Origin of the sequence: Stygiolobus azoricus (assembly GCF_009729035.1) — an archaeon.
Lineage (GTDB): Archaea > Thermoproteota > Thermoprotei_A > Sulfolobales > Sulfolobaceae > Stygiolobus > Stygiolobus azoricus.
This window is the reverse complement of sequence record NZ_CP045483.1, coordinates 686996-709975: the sequence shown is the minus strand read 5'-3', so window position 1 is coordinate 709975 and position 22980 is coordinate 686996. Positions and strand designations below refer to the sequence as shown.

The window sequence follows — 22980 nt, the reverse complement described above, 5'->3', positions numbered from 1 at the left end:
ATAATTCAGACCTTACAAGTCCTTTCATCGAACAATTATTTATAAACACGTAGTTTTAAACTTAACATAACACAATGCCCTACGTGGATAAAAACGATAAAATTTGCAGACCAGGAGAGAAAAGCAAGATAGAAATAGGAGACATTATACTAGTACACCCTGCACTACTAAAGATTAGGGGCTATATACTTGAATTCCCTCCACTCTCTATAATCTCGCCAAGTTGCAAAGAAGAAATAGAAACACCGAACTGGGTAGAAGGGTATACAGTTACAGGAAAAGAAAAGGTATTATTCCTAGAAGGAAAAAAAGAAATAGAAGGGGAAATAGAGGTAAAATGCCCCAAGTTTTTACCAGCGATAACACTTAAACACGCCCTAGGCAAGGTCAAACTCAAAATAAACGATGAAAGATTTGACGGGATCGTACTTGTCGGAATAAACGGGCTACCCCTCCTCCTCCTTAAGGCTGGACAAGTCACCGTGACTACAGCACAACTGAAAAACTACTTAGAACCTTTAGCCTACTCCACCTACTATTACATCTCGTCTGGAAATAACGAGTCTTCATGAATTATTTCCTTCCTCTTCACTGCCTGGTACTCCTCAGCTGTACCCTTAGTAACTAATTCGTAAAGCCTCGCTTTCTTCCCATTGCTAGGTCTTAACAACCTTCCCAACCTCTGTATGAACTGTCTCCTAGAACCAGTCCCCGTTACTATTATTCCCACGTTAGCATCTGGAATATCCAATCCTTCGTCTCCCACAGTAGTCAGTACCAAAACACCGCTCTTTATACCCTTGAAAACTGACAAAACCCTTTCCCTCTCACTCTTACTCATCTTCCCAGTTATGAGGAAAGCTTTGAGTGAGTTAGCGATCTCCTCAGCCTGCTCCACATACTGAGTGAATATAAGGATCTTGTTATTCTTTTCCTTCTCCACTATCTCCTTGACTTTCTCCACTTTTTTCTTAGCCAAGTTAGTCAACTTCTTTATCTCGTTGTACACCTTAATAGCCTCAATAGCGTCCTCATCACCCTTCTTTACCAGTTCGAGTAATTGTGAGACTTTTCTACCCTTAGCTAAGCTCCTGAACTTATTCAAGAGCTTATTATATTCTAACTTCTCTTGAGGAGTTAGCTCAACCTTAACTTGAATAATTTCGTAAGGGGCAAGAAAGCCCCTCTGTATCAACTCCTGAGGGGTCTTGAAGTATATCAACCCGCCCATAAGCTTAAACAACTCCTCGTGCTTACCGTCTTCCCTAACTGGGGTCGCTGATAAAGCCAATCTCCTAGAAGCAAAGGAACTCAAGGCAATTACCTTGAACTTGTCTGCGGGTAAGTGATGAGCCTCGTCTATTACGAGGACTTCGAACTTGTCAGCCAACTCCCCCATATGCCTATAAGCCGTATGGTAAGTGGTAATTGTAATCGGTTTTATGTTCTTTTCCCCAGAATAATAAAGACCTACCATCGATTTTTCCACGTCAGTAAACCTAAGGATCGAATCCCTCCATTGCATCATCTGCTCCTTAGTGAAAGTCACAACTAATGCTGACTTTTTAACGTAAGTAATAGCCCCTATCCCAATTACTGTCTTACCCGCACCAGTAGGTAGTGCAATTACACCGCTCCCCTTTTCCAACCAGATGTCAAGTGCCTCCTTTTGGTACTCCCTCAGTTCTCCCCTAAAGTTGATGTTGACGTCTTTGACCTTTAACTCCAACTCCTTTACCTTAAGCCCATTCTCCTCAAAACGCGTCTTCAAGAAGTTATAATAGTAAGGGTACGTCTCAAAGACCTTTTCCCCTTTATTGTACTTCAACACACCCTGTTCATAGTAGTCCTTAACTAAGTCCATTAAGTATACGTGAGGCTTTATTATTACTTTTTCTCCCCTCAAGTAGAACTCGACGTCGTAATTAGGTAACTCCTTCTCCAGTTCCTTCAACTCCCCCTCATCAACCTCTACGCCTATCTCTTCAAGTAAACTCTTTATATCGTCAAGCTTCAGTCTGTTTTTCTTAGCCCTTTCCGTGTCTATTACGAAGACTGATCCCTTTTCTGGATCTCTAGCTACGAAACGTGAGAAGGTCAACAACTTTTTAAAAGTCTCTTCATCTAACCAACGCTGTATGTAAAAAGTCTTCAAGCTCACCTTTGATCACTTCAACGTAAATAACACTTTCAGATCTTACACTATTTATGTATTCCGATAAATTAATTATCTCGTAAATAAAAATGGTATTACCAAACCTTGTGGTGAACACACAACAATAATTCAGGTAATTAGCTTCGATCTTCTCTGGATAAACCAAATAAATACCCTTTAACTCCCCTTCGTAAGGGTTAACATGTAAAACTAACCCATGACCGTTGGAAAGAGTAAAGCCCAAAAACTCCTTTCCTAACTCTTCAGCCTCACTCAAGCCCAAAAATAAGCCTTCCTCGAATCCCCTCCAAGGGGCTAACTCAAGAAGCTCTTTAATCCTCACGGACTATTTTTAACTCTCCAAGCTTAAATTATCTTCGTGTACACACTCTTACTCTCTACTACAAACACAATGGAAAACGCGAAAAAAATAGCTAAAACCTTAGTAGACGAAAGGCTAGCTGCATGCGTGAACATAGTTCCTTACATAAAGTCGTTTTACGTATGGGAAGGGAAGACAGTAGAAGACGATGAGATCCTACTCGTTATTAAGACTACAGCGGAAGCTAAAGAAAAAGTGATAAAAAGGGTAAAGGAACTTCACACGTACCAAGTGCCTGAAGTCATAGCGATCGATTTTAATTCCGGCTTACCTGAATACTTACAATGGTTATCAGAGAGTGTGAAAAAAGATGGAAATTGACGATAAACTCCTCGAAAAATTACAAGCCCTAGCCCTAGTAGAGATAAAAGGTCAAGAAAAAGAAAAAATTAAAAGGGACCTACAAAACATATTACAATTCTTCGATAAGATCAACCAATTAGATCTCACAAACATAGAACCCTTATTTCACCCGCTCTCCTCAGGCAAACTCAGGAAAGACGAGCCAATGAAGCCATTAACCAGAGAGGAAGCACTACAGAACGTAAAGAGAAAAGAAGACGGTTACATAGTAGGTCCCAGAACATACGGTGATTAAAGTGTTCATACCAGACGAGAAAACAGCAGAAGAATATGTAGAGAAAACTTACGAAAGGATAGAAAGAGTCGAAGGGAAAGTCAGGGCGTTTATAACGTTAAGGAAAAAAGAAGAAGTACTCAAAGAGGTAAAGGAAGCAATTGACAGAAAACAAGGGAAGTTAAAGGGTGTATTAATCGCCGTAAAGGACAATATCTCCACCAATGGAATAAGGACTACTTGCGCATCGAGGATGCTGGAAGACTACGTTCCGCCTTTCGACGCTACGGTGATTCAAAAACTCAAGCAAGAAGGTGCCGTGATCTTGGGAAAGACGAACATGGACGAGTTCGCCATGGGATCGACAACCGAGACCAGCTACTTCGGTCCTACACACAACCCTTGGGATTTGGAAAGGACTCCGGGAGGATCTTCAGGGGGTAGCGGAGCTGCTTTAGCTTCCGGGGTAGTAGAAATAGCTCTGGGTAGTGATACGGGTGGATCTATAAGGGCTCCAGCAGCTTTTAACGCAGTCTTCGGTCTAAAACCTTCCTACGGTACCGTGAGTAGATACGGTCTAGTAGCTTATGCCAACAGCCTCGAACAGATAGGTCCGATGGCTAAGAACGCAGAAGACTTAGAACTCCTTTATTCAGTTATCTCAGGAGAGGACTGGAGGGACGCGACCACCATCCCTCAATCCCCTCCTAAAACCGAGGCAGACCTGAGCAAGACCAGATTTGCTTTGCTCAAGAACATCTTGGACGCCTCCCAGCCAGAGGTACAGTTAGTGTTCAAAAAAGCGATAGACAAGCTCTCCAGTGAAGGGGCTACGATTAAAGAAGTGGAGTTAAAGTACTCCGACTACGCACTTCCCACATATTACATTATAGCAATGTCGGAAGCCAGTTCGAACCTAGCCAGGTTTGACGGTGTTAGATACGGTTACAGTAAGTACTACGAAGGAACTTGGAAGGAGACCTTTGCGAAAAACCGCGGTGACGGCTTCGGGATCGAGGTAAAAAGGAGGATACTCTTGGGTAGCTTCATTCTTAGTGCGGGCTATTATGATCAGTACTACTTAAGGGCACTAAAGGTCAGGAGGTTAATAAAAGACGAAATAGACTCGATACTAAGCAAATACGACGTTATCCTCTCCCCTACAATGCCCGTCCTCCCACCGAAAATAGGAGAAGTCATAGACGACCCAGTGAGGATGTACGCCATGGATTTAAACACGGTCTTAGCAAACTTAGCAGGGATTCCAGCACTCTCCCAACCTGCGGGCTTTTATAACAACCTACCTGTGGGCTTACAAATGATGGGCAAGTACCTATCCGACTACTACCTCATATCACTCTCCAAGTCCATAGAAAGAGTTCTAGGTTATCACGACCTCACGGCTAACCTTTAAGTTTTTTACCTCACACTCATACTTGAGTTTAATGGAAAGTAAGTCAACCTTCAGGATCGATACGCTCAGCGTAATCATGAAAGAACTCGAGAAAGAGAAATACCACATAGTAGGCAGTCACTCCGTTTACAAGAAGTGCCACTGGACTCACGAAGCCCTCACAAGCGGTAGGTACTGTTATAAAGGTAAGTTCTACGGTATTGAAAGTCACAGATGCGTACAGATGTCCCCCTCCGCAGCCTGGTGCTGGTTCAGGTGCATACACTGCTGGAGGCTTGAGCCAGAAGACATAGGAGTTGAATGGGACGAGACTAAGATACCGATAGAAGACGACCCCGAGATTATAGCCGAAAAAAGCATTGAAGAACACATGAGGGCAGTCTCAGGCTATTTCGGCAGAGAAGGAGTACCTAAAGAAAAGGCTAAAGAAGCAACTATGCCAAAACACGTAGCAATAAGCCTCACCGGCGAACCCACACTCTACAACAGGCTGGGAGAACTTATCAGCGAGTACCATAAGAGAGGGATGACAACGTTCCTTGTCACCAGCGGTGTGAGACCTGACGTCCTAGCCAGCCTCGAGGAAGAGCCTACGCAACTCTTCGTGTCCCTACAAGCCCCCAACGAGAAAAAACACAAAATAATAAACCGTCCCATAGTAGCGAACTCTTGGAACCTCGTAATGAAGACCTTAAAGATACTACCCAGCTTCAGCTCCCCCACGGTAATCAGGATGACCATGATCAAGGGCTTCAATATGAGCGAAGAAGATGCAAGAGAGTTCGCAAAGCTCATCGAGTTATCCCAACCCACCTACATAGAGGTAAAAGCTTACATGCACGTAGGTCCCTCGACTTATAGGCTGACTAAAGACGCGATGCCCAGACACAGCGAAGTAAGGGAATTCGCAAAAATTTTGTCAAATTACACGGGTTACAAGATCTTATCCGAACACGTCCCCAGCAGGATAGTACTACTCAGCAAGTTAGATAGACCCATACAGATCGGGAACGCGTGGAGTGAAAAATGGAACTGGTCTACAAAAGACGTAGAAGACGATATAAGCGGAGAATATAAGGAAGCTGAACAAGATTGTTCGGAGGGTGTGAGTTGAAAAGAACTTAACATCTCTTGTGAGGTAATCAGGATCCTAAAGGTAGCCTTAAACAATACCATAACACAGCAAGACATAGCCAAGACGCTCGGTGTATCACAACAGACAGTATCTAGGAAGCTGAAGGAGTTAGAGGACAACGGTATAATAACGAGGGTAATATCTAAGGAAGGGGAAACAATAAGGCTTACGGAAGAAGGAGAGAGGGCTTTCAGCCAGTGCGTAAAGGACTTAGAGGAGATCCTGAAGATAAGCAGGATCATAAAGATAAAAGCCAAGGTCACTTCAGGGCTCGGTGAAGGCAGATTCTTCTTGTCCCTACCGTACTACGTCGAGTCCTTTAAGAAGTTCCTCGGCTTAGAGCCCTACCCCGGGACATTAAACGCCGTAATATATGACAAAAACTCGATGGAGAACAGAATACTACTCGACGCAAGTAAGGGCATAGTAATCCCCGAACATAAGGAACCTGACAGAGTTTTGGGTAGCGTAAAAGCGTTTCCGGCAAACGTAAACTCCGTATCACCTGCCGCAATCGTAATCCCAGCTAGGACTACCCACCCTAAAAGTGTAATCGAAGTGATCTCACCCTACTTCTTAAGAGGTAAACTGGGGCTTAAGGACGGGGACGAGATAGTAATAGAAGTGTTCTTGTGATCTTTTTTACTCAGCTTTCCACGAGTTTTAAACCGGTCATGAAATTCCTCAAGATTAGCCAGATTCTGCAGATTAATGTTTGTCAAACTCGAAATGTGATAGCTCCATAAGGACTTTGTGGGTAGAAGTCCCCTCCCTGCGGAAATAGGTCGGTCTAGCTACCTTGCGCAGTTTCGTGAACTCCTTTAGGGCTTCTGTGGTTAGTGATGTACCACTCCTGATCTAACTGCGTCTTGTACAATACCTTTGACTGCCTTATTGAACTCCGCACGGAAACCCACTAAGGTCTCGATTAACCGGGATTTAGGGCGGATAACAAGTCTGTCGCCTCACCTACAGTCAGGGGTTAACAGAGTTAGTCGGAGCTACGATAAAAACGCTAATAGATAGTGAACCTAATGTTTTCGGCTAACCGTTAGTCAACGGTTCTCAAATCCTTTATACAGCCAAAAAGTCACCAGCCTTGACAAAGGAGTACTTAACGAACTACCCAAAACCCTGCAAATCATGTATCCCATGCAAAACAGTCTTTGATTTTTCACTAACTGTTGTTGTCACAATTACAATATCTTCAGGTCAATTATACGTACGATGCACAACAGCTTCGCTTAAAATAGGGAAGTTTAAACTGGGGAAAACGGTTATACGAACTTCAGCACTGGGGGAAAGAAATAAGATACGCGACCGCATATACGCTGTACGAGAAAGTCCTCATTCACTTTCTGCACGACCCCCAGTTCAACCTACTAGGACTTCTTTGCTGAACCCATTTACTAGTGTCTCCAGTGATAGTAAAGACAAACAGTTGAAAAAGTAGAGAGGGGAACAGAAGCTCGGAGGTCATAAAACCGCTATGAAGACGAGTAAGTTAAACCTTCAGTCTAATTAGACGACTTACTTGTTTGAGTACCTCTTACGAACTACAATTACCGTGAAACTAGCAGTACTAGTTCGACCTTACCCGCATCGACCTATTGGGTTTTCTTGAAAAACGCAAAATGAGGTCTGAAAAATACAAAATACTAAGAGTCATTCTAAACCCAAAGCCGGAATATACCATCTAATCCACCTTAGCCCTTTTAAAAGCCCCTGCACAAAAACGTGGAATTGGCGTGGTGTATTTACTTAGACAAGTAAATACCTCGGGCACGAAAAAAGCGAAATTTTACTAGTACATATCCATGACTTATAAAATTCACTGACGTTAGATCACGGTTATAGGATCAACTTATCGCTAAGTAAGCTTTAAATATAGTTCATGTATAAGATATATTTCGCGGATGACCCCGCGGGGAAACACTTCTGCGGGGAACTCATGCTTACAAATGGAGGGGCAAGAAAGCCGGGGTAAAAAACCTCAACGGGGATAACCTCGGTCGTCTTGCCTCTGACAGAGGAGAGCCAGAGGATGGTGAGAAGCCCTCCCGTCCCGATTCCGGTTGATCCTGCCGGACCCGACCGCTATCGGGGTAGGGCTAAGCCATGGGAGTCGTACACCCCCGGGAAGGGGGTGTGGCGGACGGCTGAGTAACACGTGGCTAACCTACCCTCGGGACGGGGATAACCCCGGGAAACTGGGGATAATCCCCGATAGGGGAAGAGTCCTGGAACGGTTCTTCCCCTAAAGGGCTATGGGCTGTTCCCGCTCATAGCCGCCCGAGGATGGGGCTGCGGCCCATCAGGCTGTTGGCGGGGTAAAGGCCCGCCAAACCTATAACGGGTAGGGGCCGTGGGAGCGGGAGCCCCCAGTTGGGCACTGAGACAAGGGCCCAGGCCCTACGGGGCGCACCAGGCGCGAAACGTCCCCAATGCGCGAAAGCGTGAGGGCGCTACCCCGAGTGCCTCCGAAAGGAGGCTTTTCCCCGCTCTAATAAGGCGGGGGAATAAGCGGGGGGCAAGTCTGGTGTCAGCCGCCGCGGTAATACCAGCTCCGCGAGTGGTCGGGGCGCTTACTGGGCCTAAAGCGCCTGTAGCCGGCCCACCAAGTTACCCCTTAAAGACCCGAGCTCAACTCGGGGACTGGGGGTAATACTGGTGGGCTAGGGGGCGGGAGAGGCGGGAGGTACTCCCGGAGTAGGGGCGAAATCCGTAGATACCGGGAGGACCACCAGTGGCGGAGGCGTCCCGCTAGAACGCGCCCGACGGTGAGAGGCGAAAGCCGGGGCAGCAAACGGGATTAGATACCCCGGTAGTCCCGGCTGTAAACGATGCGGGCTAGGTGTCAGACGGGCTTAGAGCCCGTCTGGTGCCGCAGGGAAGCCGTTAAGCCCGCCGCCTGGGGAGTACGGTCGCAAGACTGAAACTTAAAGGAATTGGCGGGGGAGCACCACAAGGGGTGGAACCTGCGGCTCAATTGGAGTCAACGCCTGGAATCTTACCGGGGGAGACCGCAGGATGACGGCCAGGCTAATGACCTTGCCTGACTCGCGGAGAGGAGGTGCATGGCCGTCGCCAGCTCGTGTTGTGAAATGTCCGGTTAAGTCCGGCAACGAGCGAGACCCCCACCCCTAGTTGGCATCATGGGCTCCGGCCCGTGACCACACTAGGGGGACTGCCGGCGTAAGCCGGAGGAAGGAGGGGGCCACGGCAGGTCAGCATGCCCCGAAACCCCCGGGTCGCACGCGGGTTACAATGGCAGGGACAGCGGGATGCTACCCCGAAAGGGGGAGCCAATCCCCCAAACCCTGCCGCAGTTGGGATCGAGGGCTGGAACCCGCCCTCGTGAACGAGGAATCCCTAGTAACCGCGGGTCAACAACCCGCGGTGAATACGTCCCTGCTCCTTGCACACACCGCCCGTCGCTCCACCCGAGCGGAAGAGGGGTGAGGTTCCCTGCGATGAGTGGGGAAACGAACTCCTCTTCCGCGAGGGGGGAGAAGTCGTAACAAGGTAGCCGTAGGGGAACCTGCGGCTGGATCACCTCACATAAATAACTCCCCCGCCAAATTAGGGCGGGAGGGCTTCACTATAATCCTCTGGTTCTCCTCTGGCAGATGCAATTCCTCCCTTTGGGCGGGGAGGAATGAAGTGCCTAGAGCCCGTATCGGTAGGTGGCTTAAAGGTCACCTATCAATATTGGGCTCAATGAGGCTGGTGCCAGGCGACCGCCTAATAACCGCCTAGGGAAACCCAGGGCACCATGCCGCCCGGTGGATGGCTCGGCTCGGGCGCCGAAGAAGGGCGTGGCAAGCGGCGAAATGCCCGGGTGAGGCGCAAGCAGCCGTAGACCCCGGGATTCCCGAATGGGATATCCTGCCGGGTCTCCGGCGCTCCCTCATGGGAGCGGGAACCCCCCGAACGGAAACATCTTAGTAGGGGGAGGAAAAGAAATCAATCGAGATCCCCTGAGTAGGGGCGACCGAAAGGGGGACAGCCCAAACCAAATCCGTCGGCGAAAAGTCGGCGGAGATGTGGTGTTATCGGCCCTAGGTCAGGGGCAACCCAACCTCCCTAGCCCACCTAGCCGAACTCTCCTGGAACGGAGGGCCAAAGAGGGTGATAGCCCCGTAGGCTAAAGGTGGGTGAGAGGTGACCTAGGGCAGAGTACCATCCCCTGGTTTGGGGGTGGGAAGTTGGGGGACATGCGCCTCCAAGGCTAAATACGTCCCGAGACCGATAGCGAACTAAGTACCGTGAGGGAAAGCTGAAAAGAACCCCGGGAGGGGGAGTGAAAAGAGCCTGAAACCGGGTGGTTATACAGGGCATGGCCCGAAAGAGATGAGTCCTCCCGAAGGAAAGGGACGCGAGTCCTGAGTACGAGGGAGGAGGATCGGGGTCATGCCTTTCGTCTTGAAACACGGGCCGGGGAGTTCATGCCAGTGGCGAGCCTAAGGGGGTCAACCCCGAAGGCGTAGGGAAACCGAACGCCCGCAGCCGGGCAACCGGCGAGGGGCGGGGTCTGTCAGGGCCTGAAGTCACTGGCATGAGGCTAGAAACCGGGCGATCTAGTCCGGGGCAGGCCGAAGGCGGGGGAAACCCCGCTGGAGGGCCGAATAGGGGTTCTGACGTGCAATTCGTTCCCCTGACCCCGGACTAGGGGCAAAAGACCAATCTAGCCCGGTGATAGCTAGTTCCCCCCGAAATGCGTCCTAGCGCAGCCTCCCTGGAGGTCGCCCGCGGGGTAGAGTGACAGATCGGGGGCTCCAAGCGAAAGCTTGGGGCTCTCGGTCTAACTCCGAACCTACGGGCACCGAAGAAGGGGGGAGTGGGTCACCCGGCGTAAGGTTGGGTGGCAAAAGGGGAACAACCCAGACCCGGGTTAAGGCCCCAAAATGCCGGCTAAGTGCCAATCGAAGGGCGTCCCCAGCCCCAGACAGCGGGAAGGTGGGCCCAGCAGCAGCCATCCTCTAAGGAGTGCGTAACAGCTCACCCGCCGAGGCTGGGGGCCCCGAAGGATTGGTCGGGGCTCAAGCCGGCTGCCGAGACCCGGGTAGTGGGGCTCACTGAGCCTCACTAGGTAGGGGGGCGCTGCGGTGGGGTAGAAGGTGGGCCGTGAGGTCCGCTGGACCTGCCGCAGGTGCAGATCCCGGCGGCAGTAACAGCGAAGAGGGGTGAGAATCCCCTCCGCCGGAAGGGCAAGGGTTTCCTGACAATGGTCGTCAGTCAGGAGTTAGCCGGTCCTAAGGCAGGGCCCAATAGGTACCTGCCGAAAGGGAAAGGGGTTAATATTCCCCTGCCTCCCCTGTAGGTGCGGTAACGCAAGCCGGGCTCCTGACGGATCGGGATAGGGGGAGTAGGGCAACCGCCCTATCCAAGCACTTAAGCCCCTGGAGAACCGTAACGGTGAGAAGGGGGCGAAGGTGTGATGGGCCCTCCGTTAGGAGGGTTCCCCTGAATCCTGGTCCCCATGAAAAGGGAGCCCGGAACGATCGGGGGAGACCGTACCTAGAACCGACACAGGTGCCCCTGGGTGAGAAGCCCAAGGCGTCTGGGGGGTAACCCAGGCTAGGGAACTCGGCAAATTAGCCCTGTACCTTCGGAAGAAGGGGTGCCTATCAGGGTCGCAAAACGGCCCTGATAGGTCGCAGTGACAAGGGGGACCTGACTGTTTAATAAAAACATAGGTCCCCGCTAGCCCGAAAGGGTGTGTACGGGGGCTAAATCCTGGCCACTGGCGGTCCGGTGAAACCCGGGTCCAACCGGGCGAAGCCCCGCTGAAGGCCGGGGGTAACTCTGACCCTCTTAAGGTAGCCAAATGCCTTGCCGGGTAAGTTCCGGCGCGCATGAATGGATCAACGCGGTCCCCACTGTCCCAGCCTGGGGCCCCGTGAACGCCCTGAGCCGGTGCACAGTCCGGCAACCCCCTACACCGAGAGAAGACCCCGTAGAGCTTCACCGCAGCCTGGCATTGTCCTCCGGGCATTCATGCGTAGCGTAGGTGGGAGGGGTCGAACCCACTCCTTCGGGGGTGGGGGACCCGAAAGTGAAACACCACCCATGAGTGCTCGGAGGACTAACCCCTTATGGGGAACAGTGTCAGGTGGGCGGTTCGGCTGGGGCGGCACTCCCGCGAAAAGATAACACGGGAGCCCAAAGGTCGGCTCAGGCGGTACAGAACGCCGCCGTAGAGTGCAAGGGCAAAAGCCGGCCTGACGAGGCCCTCCCAAGTACGGGGCCTCGACGCGAAAGCGCGGCCTAGCGAACGCTCGTGCCCCCACGTATGGGGGCCGGGCATGACAGAAAAGTTACCTCGGGGATAACAGGGTCGTCGCGGGCGAGAGCTCACATCGACCCCGCGGTTTGCTACATCGATGTCGGCTCTTCCCACCCTGGGGGTGCAGCTGCCCCCAAGGGTAGGGCTGCCCGCCCGTTAAAGGGGAGCGTGAGCTGGGTTTAGACCGTCGCGAGACAGGTCGGACTCTAAGGGTAGGGGGTGCGGACCGCCTGCGGGAAAGGAACCCCTAGTACGAGAGGAACAGGGTTCCGGGGCCTCCAGTTTACCGGTTGTCCGGTAGGGCACTGCCGGGCAGCCGCGCCCTGAGGGGTAACCGCTGAAAGCATCTAAGCGGGAACCCCTCCCCTAAAAGAGGCGGTCAGGCGGGTTACCGCCAGGGCTTCCCCTAGAAGAGGGGGTTGATGGGGTGGGGGTGTAAGCCCCAAGGCTTTCGCCGAGGGGTTCAGCCCGCCACTCCCAATCAGCCCAGCCCCTAGTTTCCCTAGGCGGTTATGCGAAAGTCGTCTGGTACCAGCCGAGAGCCCTTTAAATTCCTAGTTCTTCGTTTTTATAATACTCGATAAACGATACTAACAGAGGAAATAGAGAAGGTATTAAAGTATGGTAGACATCATACTTTAATGTCTGCTGATATAGACACATATGAAACTGCAACCCTTTTTAAATACCATGCGCGTTGCAGAAAGGGATGGCAACTAGATTATTGGTAAGTCACATTATTAGCTTGAGGATGGGGTACATAATGTATATTACGGCATGTTTATAGCCAATACATAGATGTTTAACTACTGTGTAAATTGCTAGAAACATTAGACTCAGGATTTCACGTAGGTATTTATTTCTAAAAATTCCAGATTAGAGAGGAAGATAAATCTTTCACTTATGTGTCTGCTTATATTTTAGGTTTTTACGATGTGAAATATGACGAGAAAAACTGGTTACTAGATTATCTCATGTAAGTTGGTAAAATAACTATTAGAGTACTAGTTATGCTCTCTTAGCTTTATTGATAGAAATGAGGAGTGAACGGTATTTATTCATATGGTATGAGGCTTACTGTACACTAAAGCTATAGTCATGAATTTATTGGGGATGAGCTCTCTAGAAACCCTTCCAGGTTGAAGAGATGTCAGATCTTGGTGTGTATAATTAACAAGTCACAGAAGCTTCTAACTAAAATAGTTGTGAAATAGTTTCCCATTTATAATGATTACACTTCTACGTATTCTTCGATGAATTTAAGAAAAGATCCTTCTTCTTCCTTGCTAAGTATGTGTATATCTAATTCTACTTCTTCATCTACTTTATTGAGTATTTCTAAAGTCCTCCTTATTTTCTCCTTGCTGCTTAACTTCTCGTCGTAGATTATTGCAATATCTAAATCGCTGCTGCCCGTGACTCCACCTTTGATGACCGAGCCGAAGACTATTACTTTATCAACTTTTCCCAACGTTATTGCAACCTCCTTAACCCTCTGTGCTATTGTTCTCCAATTGTTTTCTAAGTACTTTATGTACTCTAGCCCTTGTAGCACCACTTTTCTCCCCAAATATCTTTTATGATTGGGAGAATATAATTTTCGACCGTATCTAAGCAGTCTGACGCAAATTCTGAGTCAATATCAACTAATGAATACTGTCCTTCAGCCCTGCTTAACTCAACTAGGTTTAAGTCTTTCCTCTTTTCCTTTACTAACTTTTCAATTTCTTTATTACTGGTCAGTTGTGCCAGTACTGAGAGTAATTTCCTTATATTTTGTGTTTGTGGGAACAGGTAACCTAAGAGAAGATAAGTGGATTTTATAAGCAGTTCGGCTGATATTTGACAATTAGTAGCAGAAACGTCGTACAATCCTTCATTAAATGCCTCTTTTGCAATCCTCAAGTATTTTAACGCTCTTTCACAGAGTAATTTTGCGTTATTTATTGAGGACATTAATTAAATGTAGCAAAGTTAACTTATAATATCTAAGATCGCGCGGTGTAACTTACCTTCTTTTTACTTTTATCTCTCGCACTTTCTAAGGGATCATAAAGCCGCCCATAAAGTCATTAATCTTATGATTAGGTATGTCTAAAATACTGGTAGTCTGTCGCGTTAGTTGAATTATTTAATTGCGTAACTTGTATCTCAGTGATCTCGCTAAGGGAGTCCCTGATAAAAGCTCTTGATTTAGAGAAGAAAGCGAAACAATGGCGTAAGTGCTAAGACTGATCGGAAATGAAAATAATTAGATTCTGTATAAATCAAAATACGTCCCTAGTTGATGACCTCCTTTAATTTAGGGCTTTGTGGTCAGTGATACTTTATCTGGAAAGTGATTCGTAAACTTCTTTACTTTTGGGCTTATAACTAATCTGCAGTACGGTTGATAAGGGTGTTTTTCAAAATATTTGTGATGGTATTCTTCAGCTTCGTAGAAGACGTCAAAGGGCTTTAATTCTGTTACTACTTTTTTACCGAGTTTTTTCTATACCTCTTTTATAACTTCTTCTGCTATCTTACGTTGCTCCTCGGTGTGATAAAGTATTATAGACCGGTACTGGGGACCCACGTCGTTACCTTGTCTATTAGGTGTGGTAGGGTCGTGGATTTCGAAAAAGATCTCCAAGAGTTCCCTATAGCTTATAACTGAGGGGTCGAAAGTTATTTGGACTACTTCAGCATGTCCTGTTAAGCCTGTGCAAACGTCCTCGTAAGTAGGATTCCGCATCCAACCCCCGGCGTACCCAGGCTTAACGTCTGTTACTCCTTTCACTCTTGAGAAAACCGCTTCAGTACACCAGAAGCATCCTCCGCCCAATGTAGCTTTTTCCATAAATATCAGACAACGTTTATAGTATTAAATTTCTGTTAGGAAAAATCTTACGCTTGAAAAAGGTTTCGAAATATTCAGATGGAAAAGAAGAGGTTGGTGAGAGACGGACTTTCCTATTCCCGAATTTGTCTATAACAAGGAAGAATGTGACTGAGGTGAGAACTCTGTGCTACTCATGAATAATGTTATGGTCATTGAAATCGTGTTAACCTGCTAGTTAAACCGTATAGGGATAAACGATACGTCCACTTAGTAACTTCAATCCTCAGTGATCTGTGATGGTAGTTTATATTCGCTCCTCAGCTTCTCGTACAACACCTCGTGGACTTTAGAAAGTACTTCATTTTCCTTTGGGTCTATCATGTTTTCCTACAATTAGAATAGGACGAAATATATTTCCCTTACGTAGCTATTAGCGAGAGCTAAGAGGAAGTGAGATATGTCGATCTTCATAGAAAGGGTAGTTCTGTTGAGGGGCTAGTGTTATATGTAAGAGTCTGTGGAGAGTTTCTTGACGTTACCTCAAATGGGGTATGTATTTTTAAATTGTGAGTGAACATCGAACACAGGGGGTCACATAGAACCAGGCCTGATTAAAACTGTTGTTTCAAAAGCTAGAAGAATTAGCCTTATAAAAGAGTCTAATAACTGTCTTATTAGATGAAAAAGAAACATTTTTCTTTAAGAAATAAAAAGGAAAAATAAAAGCATTAAGGGATGGACTAAAGTCTGTGTTAAGTAACGTTATAAAGCTAGGATAAAAAATTATCCGATAAAACGTTATGAAAGTCAACAAGTCGAGAACCTATGATAGAAGTAAGATGCACATACTACATGAGGCTCCGAACCGTGACTTCTCCATTAGTGACATATTTAGTGTGTTAATTCTCCTTTTCATACTTTTTATCGAAAGTAATCCCTTCTTAAGGTGAGATTTAAACATTAATATAGACTTTAAAGTCAAACGCTAGTATTTTTTACTATACATTATCGACTATATCTTTAGAATTTTAGGCTTTAGAAACTAAATTTTCAACTTTATCCAGTTCTTGTCCTTTCGTTTCTGGGACTAGAAATAGTGTTATCAGTGCTGATGCCAATGCAACTAAACCGTAAATTCCTACCATTCCACCTAATCCTACAATTGAAACTAATGAAGGAAATAGCGAGATCACTGTAGCTGAAGCTGTCCTATCGACAGCTACGCTAATTGCTTGTGAAGTTCCCCTAACTTTAGTGTGGACTAGTTCGGGGGTGACCATACCTGAGCCTATTATTGATGCAGGTCCCATTGCGGAAAATAGGTAGTTTAGCATGTAGAAAGTCAGCCCTAAAACCGCTCCTTCTCCGGTGAGTTGGTTAGTCTTAGGCAAGCCGAAAATAGAGGGGTGTAAGAGTAGTAGTGAGTAAAGGGTCAACCATACTGAAACTCCTGCATATCCTATTATTATAAGTGGTTTTCTACCTATCTTATCTATCAAGAGTATGCAGAGTAATTGACCCGGAATTCCTGCAAAGAATTGGGCGATGTAAGTGAACATTATAGGTGTTATTCCCAAGTTATAGGCAATGGTTATAGGACCGTATATTGCAAAAGTCGAGGAGTAAACGTCGTAAAGTAACCACAATATTGCAGATACTATTATCAGAAACAGGGAGGACGCGAACCTCTGTTTGAAACTCTCCTTATCAATGTTAACGCGTAGGCTTACCCCTTCTTTCTCTAAGTTCTTGATTTCCTTCTCTATAGGTCTTACTCTTGAAAGGAAAAGTAAAGTTTCGCTCAGTTTTCTTCTAGCGAATATAACTGAAAGTGCAGGAATTGCTCCGAAGCCTAATACTATCCTCCATGCTATCGAGGAGGGTAATGATAAGGTGACTTGGTCTACGAATGCTGCAAGTACTGCTCCCAGACCCCACATTACGGCGAAAGTTATTACCATTGCCTTTCCTCTCTTATCCTTATCGGCGTTTTCAGCGACAATTATTGGTGATAGTACGTAGTCAGCACCAATCCCCATACCGAGTAATAGCCTTGATAAGAAGAGTTCATTATAATTTTGTGAGAAGGCTTGTACTGCGGCTCCAATTGCCATTAGAGTGACGTCTATTCCATACATTCTTTTTCTTCCTTCCAAATCGGAAATTAAACCGAACAATAACGCGGAGAACGCTGCACCGAGATAAGACCCCGCGACAAGTAAGCCCTCTGATAACTTATTCATTGGTATAAATGCAGATATTGTGTAGATCATTAACGACAACGAGTATAAGTTATAACCGTCTGAAAATACTCCCATTCCTGAGATGAGTACTGATCTCCAAGTCAGTTTCATGAGTAAATTTAGTATATACTTACAGTTAAAAACTTTGATTATTTACTTTTAAATATATTTCGTTATGCAGTAGGAGAAAATATCTGACTATTTTAAATACTCACGCGAGATAAAATATCGTAATGTTAGTAAGGAAGCCCGTCAGGATGTTATCTGGAGTTACTGTAGTATCGATTATGACAGCTCCGCACAGATGCCCTCATGGTAAGTGTATTTTCTGCCCGGGTGGGGTTGAGTATAACACGCCTCAAAGTTACTACGGTAAGGAACCGACTTTGATGAGGGCTATTGAGAACAACTATGACCCATTTTACCAAGTCCAATCACGTTTAAGGCAATACGAGGTAAACGGCCATATCCCGAGTAAGGTAGAGCTTATAATAATGGGAGGGACTTTCTTAGCTACTCCTTTAGATTACCAAGAGTGGTTCGTTACTCAAGCGTTAGAGGGGATGAACAGATATCCAAACCCCACAAAGCCTGGGTTTATGTATTTGGAAGATGCTCAGTTAAGGAATGAAACTGCTATGGTCAGATGTGTCGGGATGACCGTTGAGACGAAACCAGATTGGGGAAAGGAAAGGGAGGCTAACCAGATGCTAAGGTTGGGAGTTACTAAAGTGGAACTGGGAGTTCAAACTGTCTATGATGAACTGTTAATGAAGAGTAATAGGGGCCATACGGTAAAAGACTCAATAGAGTCTACGCGAATCCTGAAGGATAAAGGTTTTAAGATAGTCTATCACGTGATGTTGGGTTTACCGGGCTCTGATCCCGATAAGGATCTGGAGGGGTTTAAGAGGCTTTTCTCAGACCCAGACTTCATGCCAGATATGCTGAAAATTTACCCTACTTTAGTGGTTGAGACAGCCCCTTTAGCGGAATTATGGAAGAGGGGGTTATATAAGCCTTATGATACTGACACTCTCGTGGAGCTGATCTCTGAAATGTATCGTTATATCCCCCCTTGGGTTAGGGTAATGAGGGTGCAGAGGGACATTCCGGCTCCGATAATCTTAGACGGTAATAAGAAGGGGAATTTAAGGCAGTTGGTAGAGAAGAGGGTTTTGGAGAAAGGTATTAAGATAAATGAGATAAGGTTCAGGGAAGTGGGAATTAGGTGGTTGCATACGGGTAAATTACCCCAAGGAGAGCCTAAGTTGATGAAATACGTTTACGAAGCAAGTAGGGGGACAGAGGTTTTCCTTTCCTTTGAATATGACGACGGTACATTAGTTGGGTATTTGAGGTTGAGGAAGCCTTCCGATGTGGAAAAAGTTACTGTCGTGAGGGAACTCCATATATATGGTCTTGAGACACCTGTGGGTTTGTGGGACGACCTAAGCTTTCAACACAAGGGGTACGGTTCAAAGCTCTTAGCTGAGGCTGAAAGAGTCTCTTCCGAAGAATTTGACGCAAAAAAGATCTTAGTCCTTTCTGGTATAGGTGCTAGAGAGTATTATAGGAAGAAGGGGTACCATAATGCTTATCCTTACATGGAAAAAGAGTTGGTTTAGGATGATATAAGTTGTTCAAGTCCTTTCATAATTTCGGATTCTACGTGTTCAGTCCATAACATTTCTGGAACGTCTATGGCAAGGAATAAGGGAGAGAGTAGTATAGTCTCTACAGCTGTAACAGCCAAGTTTTGTATCCATTTTCCTATGCCTGCTGTCACTTTTAATTGATTTCCTACCTTCTCGAATGTAAATGTTAAAGCTCTATCTGCAGCTATTAGGTCTCTAAGAATTCCTCCCTTTTGAGCCTGAACTATTGCCTTTCCGTTTTCCTCCTTATATTGTGTTTTAAAACCTTTTTGTTGTAGATATGCTGCGAACTGATTTATAATTTGTCCCACGTCTTTTTGTGTAGTATATACCTTTTCCTTTTTAAAGAATCCCATAGAATTATATAGTCTCTCTTACTAAAAAGTTTATTCATAAGAGCTTAATTATTGTGGTATAGATTACTAAAGCTAAAAAAATAGTAGTCATGTGAAAATTGTTTAATAATTCTGACCTTTATGGAAAAGGTTTTTTAGATGGTAAAGAATTTAGTCAAATTATGAAAATAATACGTCCACTATTCCTTTTTGTCATAACCTTTGTCTGCGAGGTAGGGCTCTTCCTCTTGTTTTCTTCATTTTATAACCCTGCCCTTGCCTCTGAGTTTCGAGGACTTACTGTGATTTATAACGGGTTGGTTTATAAGCCCTATTTTATCGTTCTCTTTACCATCTTTATCCATAACTTAGCAGTAGCTACAGTGGATTTTATACCGTTAATGGGAGTCGCAATGATGGTATTTAGTATAATTGAGACGGGTTTGGTTGTTGCGATCAGTGGTTCTATTATAGGTACTCCAGGGTTAACTATATCTCTTTATCTCCTAACTTTACCTCACTCTTGGTTAGAATTGCCGGCATATGCAGTAGCCTCAGCTAGTGGTGTCTATTTTCTGTTTGAGGCATCAGATAAAGGTTTAACAAAGGCTCTGGTTAGGTTATTCTACATGTATATAATGGTAGCTGTAGAACTTTTCGTGGCTGCGAGCTTTGAAGCTGGGGAAATAGTAGATAAGCCTTATGGTCTATTACCCTACTTGTTTTGGTTCCCGGCTATACCTGCGTTTTATTTCCTTATAGCTTTCTACAAGTACTTTCAAAAGCTAGCGGATAGTAGCTAGTAAAATAGCTGTAAGGATTGCTCCTATCCCCAAGATTAAAGCGAAGATTGGGAAATCTGGTTTTCGTGCCCTTGAAGCAGGTAAGCTCTGAGGATAATGGTATGTGGGTGGAGGTGGTGGATAAGTCGGTTGGTAAAGATTTGGAAAAGCAGGCTGAAGGTATAACGGATATCCGCATCTCGCACAATAGTTTGCTATATCCTTGTTAGTATACCCACATCTCGGACATTGTTTCATAAGCTAAAGTCGAACTTCGATATAAAAAATCCTTCCGTATGGTGTACGTTAGGATAAAATCTAACTACTCTCATCCATACTCTACTCTTTTTGTAACCGTAATTACTTTCATCTAATTTTAGCGGAACTAGATATTTTTCGTATCTCTCAGCATGTCTTTCACCTTCTTCAGGAAATAAAGAACAAGTGGAGAACACAGTGGGTTTTCTCAACCTTCTAGCCTCCTCTAAGATCATTGCTTGTAATCTTGAGAGCCTTAACATATCGCTCTTATTTAGCCTCAGAAATACTGAGGGGTCAGAGGCAAGGGTTCCGCTGTTAGTACAAGGAGCGTCTATCAGGATTTTATCAACTTGTTTCACTGGTAAATTAGCACCGTCAGCAATAATTAACTCAATGTTCTCTACTCCAAGTCTTCTCATTAGTTGTTTTTGTGTGTTGATCCTCTTCTGTGAAATGTCAAGGGCAATTACATAAGATTTGTTGTTAGTTAGTTGCTGTATGAGTGAAGTCTTCATTCCAGGGGCACTGCCTATTTCAAGGATTCTCTCTCCAGGCTTAGGGTCTAGTATTATCACCGGGTAAATGCTGGCTTTATCTTGTATGACGATTTTCCCTTCTCTAAACTCTTCGAGGTCGGAGATCCTCTTACGCGTTTTGATAACTTTATATAAAAAATCAAAGGTATCTTTTTCAACATTTACGCCTTTTCTCTCGAGTTCTTCTATTGTGCTCTTGATGTCTGTTTTAAGCGTGTTTACCCTTATCCAAGTGTCTTTAACAAGTAGTTCGTTACTCGATGTTACACCGGTTACGTGTTTTAATCTTTGTTCAGCCCATTCTGGCAGTTTAAAGGTCATATCTTCTTCGTTATTGAGTAATGTTCTCACTATTTCGTAGACGTCTCTCTCAGGAAATAAATAGGAACCGTAGTAGTATTTTTTAAGAACTTCCAAAAACTTTCTGTATAAACTTGTTCTCTTTCCCCTTACGCCGAGCGATTTATAAGCTATATCAAAAGCCCTTTCGGGAGAAATCTTATTCTTAAGTATAAGGCTTATAGCCTTAGCGTAAAGTTTTTCTTCCATTTTATGGTGGTTACAATTCTTTCCCAGTCCTCTTATTATTTTTGTCGAGCTTTATTATTGAGCTAACGAGTGTAAGCCCTTTTTCTATGTTTAATAATTGTAGTAGACGTTTGGCTTTGTGAAGATAAAGTTAAATACCTAATCGATGGTGATTAACTAGGGTGTTATATTGGCGGAAACTGCTCATAAGGTACTAGCCGAATCTTTGGGTTCAACAGTTCTTGTGAAATTAAAAGGTGATAAAGTAGTGAGGGGTACATTGAAAAGTTATGATATGCATATGAATTTGGTGTTAGAAAACTCCGAAGAGGTTATGAGTGATGGAAGTACTAGAAAGGTCGGAACTATAATAATAAGGGGAGATAACGTTATTCTCGTGTCACCCATTTAAGGCATATTTACTCCCCCATCTTCTAAGTTCCTCATAAACGCTCCTCAATTCCCTACCTTTTTCAGTTAGTTCATACTTAACCCGAAAGGGCCTATCACTGACTATGGTTCTCCTTATTAAACCCGATTCTTCTAATTCCTTTAGGGTAGTTGAAAGTGTCTTTGAATTTAGTCCAGTCAGTTTTTCCAGTTCGTTAAATCCCTTACCTCCGTCGAATAGGTAATAAATTACTATCATTTTTCTCTCGTTTCCGAAAATTTTAATTGACTCTATTACGGGACATAGTTTACTTTTTTCACTTACTTTCATTTCGAAAGTCAGTCATTTGTATATCACTCACTGTATAAATATTTTACCTTATCATTATATCTTGCAATGGCTAGGTTAGTAAGGCATGATAGAAACTTTCCTTATCAAGTAAAGGCTAGTAATGGAGAGGTTTTTTACGTATGTGCGTGCGGTTTGTCTAGGAATAAGCCTTTCTGTGACGGTTCTCATAAAAGGACGCAAGACGAGAACCCTAATGAAATATATATATATGACAACGAGAATAGAGTAAAAATTTCTACCTTTTACCCGCTGACATAAGGTAAAAATGTTTAAGCAGCTTCTAAGATAACTCTTTTTTTCTCAACTAAGGTTTTCTTTAAAGTATCTCTAGTGTTCAGTATGAGTTTATATGTATCTTCACTGAGTTTTTTGCTTACTAATTCTTTGTTAGCACTATACACATAAACTGGTCTTCCCTTCTTACTATTAGTTATTACCTTCTCTCTCTCGATAAGTCCTTTACTTAGCAAGGTGTTAAGTGCCTTATTAACAGAGGCTTTACTTACTTTTAGTACTTCCGCTAGTTCGTCCGCTGAATACTTTTGTCCTCTGCTTAACAATATGTGCAATACTTCTATTTCTCCCATTCCGAGTCCGTACATAAACGAAATTACTTCGTGTATGTCTACTTCTCTTCCATCGGGGAATTTTACCTTAATTGCCATTTGTTCCACTAATAATTATTTTTCATTCAGAAACTAAAAAACACCATATATTTAAAAATATACTTTTGTGTACATTTTAACATAGTTTAAGGGAGCATTACAAGTTTTCGCAAATTTATTTATAGGCTTTATTCTTTAAACTTTGATAGAACGTCTTGTAGTTGTGTCTCTAGCTCTTTTTTTTCTTCAATAATTTTCACATATCTTTCAAGAATTTGTAGGAGTTTATTTCCTTCCTCTGTTACGCTATAGTACGAGCTTTTGCCTTCTTGCTCTTCCTTCAAATATCCATTTTTCACAAGTATTTCAAGGTATTTTTTTAGCTCTGCAAAATTCAATGCTGAAGCGTACATAATTTTCGTCTTGTTAGTCCTCTCTCTGCACGCGTTTAGGATACTATATGTTATCTCAGCTGTGCTCCTTTTCTTAGTCATTAGTTTTTTGATAGAAAGATCAA

21 protein-coding genes, 2 rRNA genes and 1 pseudogene are annotated in these 22980 nt (G+C 44.8%); 12 read left to right on the top strand and 12 right to left on the bottom strand.

Annotated features, from left to right (window positions below):
• Positions 1–74: 74 nt before the first annotated feature.
• A complete protein-coding gene (locus D1868_RS04195) occupies positions 75–572 on the top strand; it encodes a hypothetical protein (protein WP_156005856.1) in 498 nt (165 codons plus the stop codon).
• Here the strand turns inward: D1868_RS04195 and D1868_RS04190 are convergent.
• Positions 539–2161, bottom strand: coding sequence for a DEAD/DEAH box helicase (locus tag D1868_RS04190; protein ID WP_156005854.1), 1623 nt, complete (start codon positions 2159–2161; stop codon positions 539–541). The two genes, D1868_RS04195 and D1868_RS04190, sit on opposite strands and share 34 nt — an antisense overlap.
• On the bottom strand, positions 2121–2498 hold the full coding sequence (locus tag D1868_RS04185; RefSeq protein ID WP_156005852.1) for a hypothetical protein: 378 nt from the start codon (positions 2496–2498) through the stop codon (positions 2121–2123). Before D1868_RS04185 ends, D1868_RS04190 begins: the two co-directional genes overlap by 41 nt.
• A 36-nt stretch (positions 2499–2534) precedes the next feature.
• On the opposite strand from D1868_RS04185, the gene cutA reads away from it, so the two are divergent.
• The 7 genes from cutA to D1868_RS04150 all read left to right on the top strand — a co-directional run bounded on the left by cutA (position 2535) and on the right by D1868_RS04150 (position 12453).
• Positions 2535–2858, top strand: coding sequence for a divalent-cation tolerance protein CutA (cutA, locus tag D1868_RS04180; protein ID WP_156005850.1), 324 nt, complete (start codon positions 2535–2537; stop codon positions 2856–2858).
• The gene (gene gatC / locus D1868_RS04175) at positions 2848–3135 is read left to right on the top strand and encodes an Asp-tRNA(Asn) amidotransferase subunit GatC (protein ID WP_156005848.1); all 288 of its coding nucleotides are present in this window, start codon (positions 2848–2850) and stop codon (positions 3133–3135) included. The genes cutA and gatC overlap by 11 nt, the downstream gene beginning before the upstream one ends.
• A gap of 1 nt (position 3136) precedes the next feature.
• Positions 3137–4528: an Asp-tRNA(Asn)/Glu-tRNA(Gln) amidotransferase subunit GatA gene (gatA, locus tag D1868_RS04170; RefSeq protein ID WP_231112463.1), complete on the top strand. Its 1392-nt coding sequence runs from the start codon at positions 3137–3139 to the stop codon at positions 4526–4528.
• A gap of 31 nt (positions 4529–4559) precedes the next feature.
• Positions 4560–5642: a 4-demethylwyosine synthase TYW1 gene (twy1, locus tag D1868_RS04165; protein WP_156005844.1), complete on the top strand. Its 1083-nt coding sequence runs from the start codon at positions 4560–4562 to the stop codon at positions 5640–5642.
• 60 nt (positions 5643–5702) lie between these two features.
• Positions 5703–6299, top strand: a complete 597-nt coding sequence (locus tag D1868_RS04160) for a DUF120 domain-containing protein (RefSeq protein ID WP_420824486.1) — start codon at positions 5703–5705, stop codon at positions 6297–6299.
• Between the two features lie 1432 nt (positions 6300–7731).
• Positions 7732–9224 (top strand): 16S ribosomal RNA (locus tag D1868_RS04155).
• Between the two features lie 200 nt (positions 9225–9424).
• Positions 9425–12453: ribosomal RNA gene (locus tag D1868_RS04150) — 23S ribosomal RNA — on the top strand.
• Together the 16S and 23S rRNA genes form the textbook arrangement of a ribosomal RNA operon.
• A gap of 730 nt (positions 12454–13183) precedes the next feature.
• Here D1868_RS04150 and D1868_RS04145 read toward each other — a convergent pair.
• From D1868_RS04145 to D1868_RS04130, 4 genes and pseudogenes are all read right to left on the bottom strand, one after another.
• Positions 13184–13507 (bottom strand): nucleotidyltransferase domain-containing protein, encoded by a 324-nt coding sequence (locus D1868_RS04145; RefSeq protein WP_156005840.1) that lies wholly within the window; start codon positions 13505–13507, stop codon positions 13184–13186.
• Positions 13492–13908, bottom strand: a complete 417-nt coding sequence (locus D1868_RS04140) for a HEPN domain-containing protein (RefSeq protein WP_156005838.1) — start codon at positions 13906–13908, stop codon at positions 13492–13494. Before D1868_RS04140 ends, D1868_RS04145 begins: the two co-directional genes overlap by 16 nt.
• A 346-nt stretch (positions 13909–14254) precedes the next feature.
• A pseudogene (gene msrA, locus D1868_RS04135) lies at positions 14255–14791 on the bottom strand (peptide-methionine (S)-S-oxide reductase MsrA).
• 1010 nt (positions 14792–15801) lie between these two features.
• Complete coding sequence (locus D1868_RS04130; protein ID WP_156005836.1) at positions 15802–17127, bottom strand: MFS transporter; 1326 nt, start codon at positions 17125–17127, stop codon at positions 15802–15804.
• A 122-nt stretch (positions 17128–17249) separates the two neighbouring features.
• On the opposite strand from D1868_RS04130, the gene D1868_RS04125 reads away from it, so the two are divergent.
• Complete coding sequence (locus D1868_RS04125; protein WP_156005834.1) at positions 17250–18644, top strand: elongator complex protein 3; 1395 nt, start codon at positions 17250–17252, stop codon at positions 18642–18644.
• On the opposite strand, the gene D1868_RS04120 is transcribed toward D1868_RS04125, so the two are convergent.
• Positions 18641–19030 (bottom strand): hypothetical protein, encoded by a 390-nt coding sequence (locus tag D1868_RS04120; RefSeq protein ID WP_156005830.1) that lies wholly within the window; start codon positions 19028–19030, stop codon positions 18641–18643. The genes D1868_RS04125 and D1868_RS04120 overlap by 4 nt on opposite strands.
• Before the next feature lie 161 nt (positions 19031–19191).
• On the opposite strand from D1868_RS04120, the gene D1868_RS04115 reads away from it, so the two are divergent.
• Positions 19192–19812, top strand: coding sequence for a stage II sporulation protein M (locus tag D1868_RS04115; protein WP_156005828.1), 621 nt, complete (start codon positions 19192–19194; stop codon positions 19810–19812).
• Here D1868_RS04115 and D1868_RS04110 read toward each other — a convergent pair.
• On the bottom strand, positions 19795–20049 hold the full coding sequence (locus D1868_RS04110) for a zinc-ribbon domain-containing protein (RefSeq protein ID WP_156005826.1): 255 nt from the start codon (positions 20047–20049) through the stop codon (positions 19795–19797). The genes D1868_RS04115 and D1868_RS04110 overlap by 18 nt on opposite strands.
• Positions 20046–21137: an RsmB/NOP family class I SAM-dependent RNA methyltransferase gene (locus D1868_RS04105; protein ID WP_156005824.1), complete on the bottom strand. Its 1092-nt coding sequence runs from the start codon at positions 21135–21137 to the stop codon at positions 20046–20048. Before D1868_RS04105 ends, D1868_RS04110 begins: the two co-directional genes overlap by 4 nt.
• A gap of 169 nt (positions 21138–21306) precedes the next feature.
• Between D1868_RS04105 and D1868_RS04100 the strand changes: the two genes are divergently transcribed.
• Positions 21307–21528: an LSM domain-containing protein gene (locus tag D1868_RS04100; protein ID WP_156005822.1), complete on the top strand. Its 222-nt coding sequence runs from the start codon at positions 21307–21309 to the stop codon at positions 21526–21528.
• On the opposite strand, the gene D1868_RS04095 is transcribed toward D1868_RS04100, so the two are convergent.
• On the bottom strand, positions 21517–21837 hold the full coding sequence (locus D1868_RS04095) for a winged helix-turn-helix transcriptional regulator (RefSeq protein WP_156005820.1): 321 nt from the start codon (positions 21835–21837) through the stop codon (positions 21517–21519). The genes D1868_RS04100 and D1868_RS04095 overlap by 12 nt on opposite strands.
• A gap of 66 nt (positions 21838–21903) precedes the next feature.
• Here D1868_RS04095 and D1868_RS04090 point away from each other — a divergent pair, with 66 nt between their 5' ends.
• Positions 21904–22116 carry a CDGSH iron-sulfur domain-containing protein gene (locus tag D1868_RS04090; RefSeq protein ID WP_156005818.1) on the top strand — a complete coding sequence of 71 codons (213 nt, stop codon included), beginning with the start codon at positions 21904–21906 and terminating at the stop codon, positions 22114–22116.
• 11 nt (positions 22117–22127) lie between these two features.
• Here D1868_RS04090 and lrs14 read toward each other — a convergent pair whose 3' ends face one another.
• Together lrs14 and D1868_RS04080 are read right to left on the bottom strand one after the other, a co-directional pair.
• Complete coding sequence (lrs14, locus tag D1868_RS04085) at positions 22128–22523, bottom strand: Lrs14 family HTH-type transcriptional regulator (RefSeq protein WP_156005816.1); 396 nt, start codon at positions 22521–22523, stop codon at positions 22128–22130.
• 128 nt (positions 22524–22651) lie between these two features.
• Positions 22652–22957 carry an Sso10a family chromatin protein gene (locus tag D1868_RS04080; protein ID WP_156005814.1) on the bottom strand — a complete coding sequence of 102 codons (306 nt, stop codon included), beginning with the start codon at positions 22955–22957 and terminating at the stop codon, positions 22652–22654.
• Between the last annotated feature and the right edge of the window lie 23 nt (positions 22958–22980).

Excerpts from the sequence above, each read along its gene's own strand:
- D1868_RS04195 (WP_156005856.1), top strand. The coding sequence starts at position 75 with ATGCCCTACGTGGATAAAAACGATAAAATTTGCAGACCAGGAGAGAAA.
- gatC (WP_156005848.1), top strand. The coding sequence starts at position 2,848 with ATGGAAATTGACGATAAACTCCTCGAAAAATTACAAGCCCTAGCCCTA.
- twy1 (WP_156005844.1), top strand. The coding sequence starts at position 4,560 with ATGGAAAGTAAGTCAACCTTCAGGATCGATACGCTCAGCGTAATCATG.
- D1868_RS04140 (WP_156005838.1), bottom strand. The coding sequence starts at position 13,908 with ATGTCCTCAATAAATAACGCAAAATTACTCTGTGAAAGAGCGTTAAAA.
- D1868_RS04130 (WP_156005836.1), bottom strand. The coding sequence starts at position 17,127 with ATGAAACTGACTTGGAGATCAGTACTCATCTCAGGAATGGGAGTATTT.
- D1868_RS04125 (WP_156005834.1), top strand. The coding sequence starts at position 17,250 with ATGTTAGTAAGGAAGCCCGTCAGGATGTTATCTGGAGTTACTGTAGTA.
- D1868_RS04120 (WP_156005830.1), bottom strand. The coding sequence starts at position 19,030 with ATGGGATTCTTTAAAAAGGAAAAGGTATATACTACACAAAAAGACGTG.
- D1868_RS04115 (WP_156005828.1), top strand. The coding sequence starts at position 19,192 with ATGAAAATAATACGTCCACTATTCCTTTTTGTCATAACCTTTGTCTGC.
- D1868_RS04110 (WP_156005826.1), bottom strand. The coding sequence starts at position 20,049 with ATGAAACAATGTCCGAGATGTGGGTATACTAACAAGGATATAGCAAAC.
- D1868_RS04105 (WP_156005824.1), bottom strand. The coding sequence starts at position 21,137 with ATGGAAGAAAAACTTTACGCTAAGGCTATAAGCCTTATACTTAAGAAT.
- D1868_RS04095 (WP_156005820.1), bottom strand. The coding sequence starts at position 21,837 with ATGAAAGTAAGTGAAAAAAGTAAACTATGTCCCGTAATAGAGTCAATT.
- D1868_RS04090 (WP_156005818.1), top strand. The coding sequence starts at position 21,904 with ATGGCTAGGTTAGTAAGGCATGATAGAAACTTTCCTTATCAAGTAAAG.
- lrs14 (WP_156005816.1), bottom strand. The coding sequence starts at position 22,523 with ATGGCAATTAAGGTAAAATTCCCCGATGGAAGAGAAGTAGACATACAC.
- D1868_RS04080 (WP_156005814.1), bottom strand. The coding sequence starts at position 22,957 with ATGACTAAGAAAAGGAGCACAGCTGAGATAACATATAGTATCCTAAAC.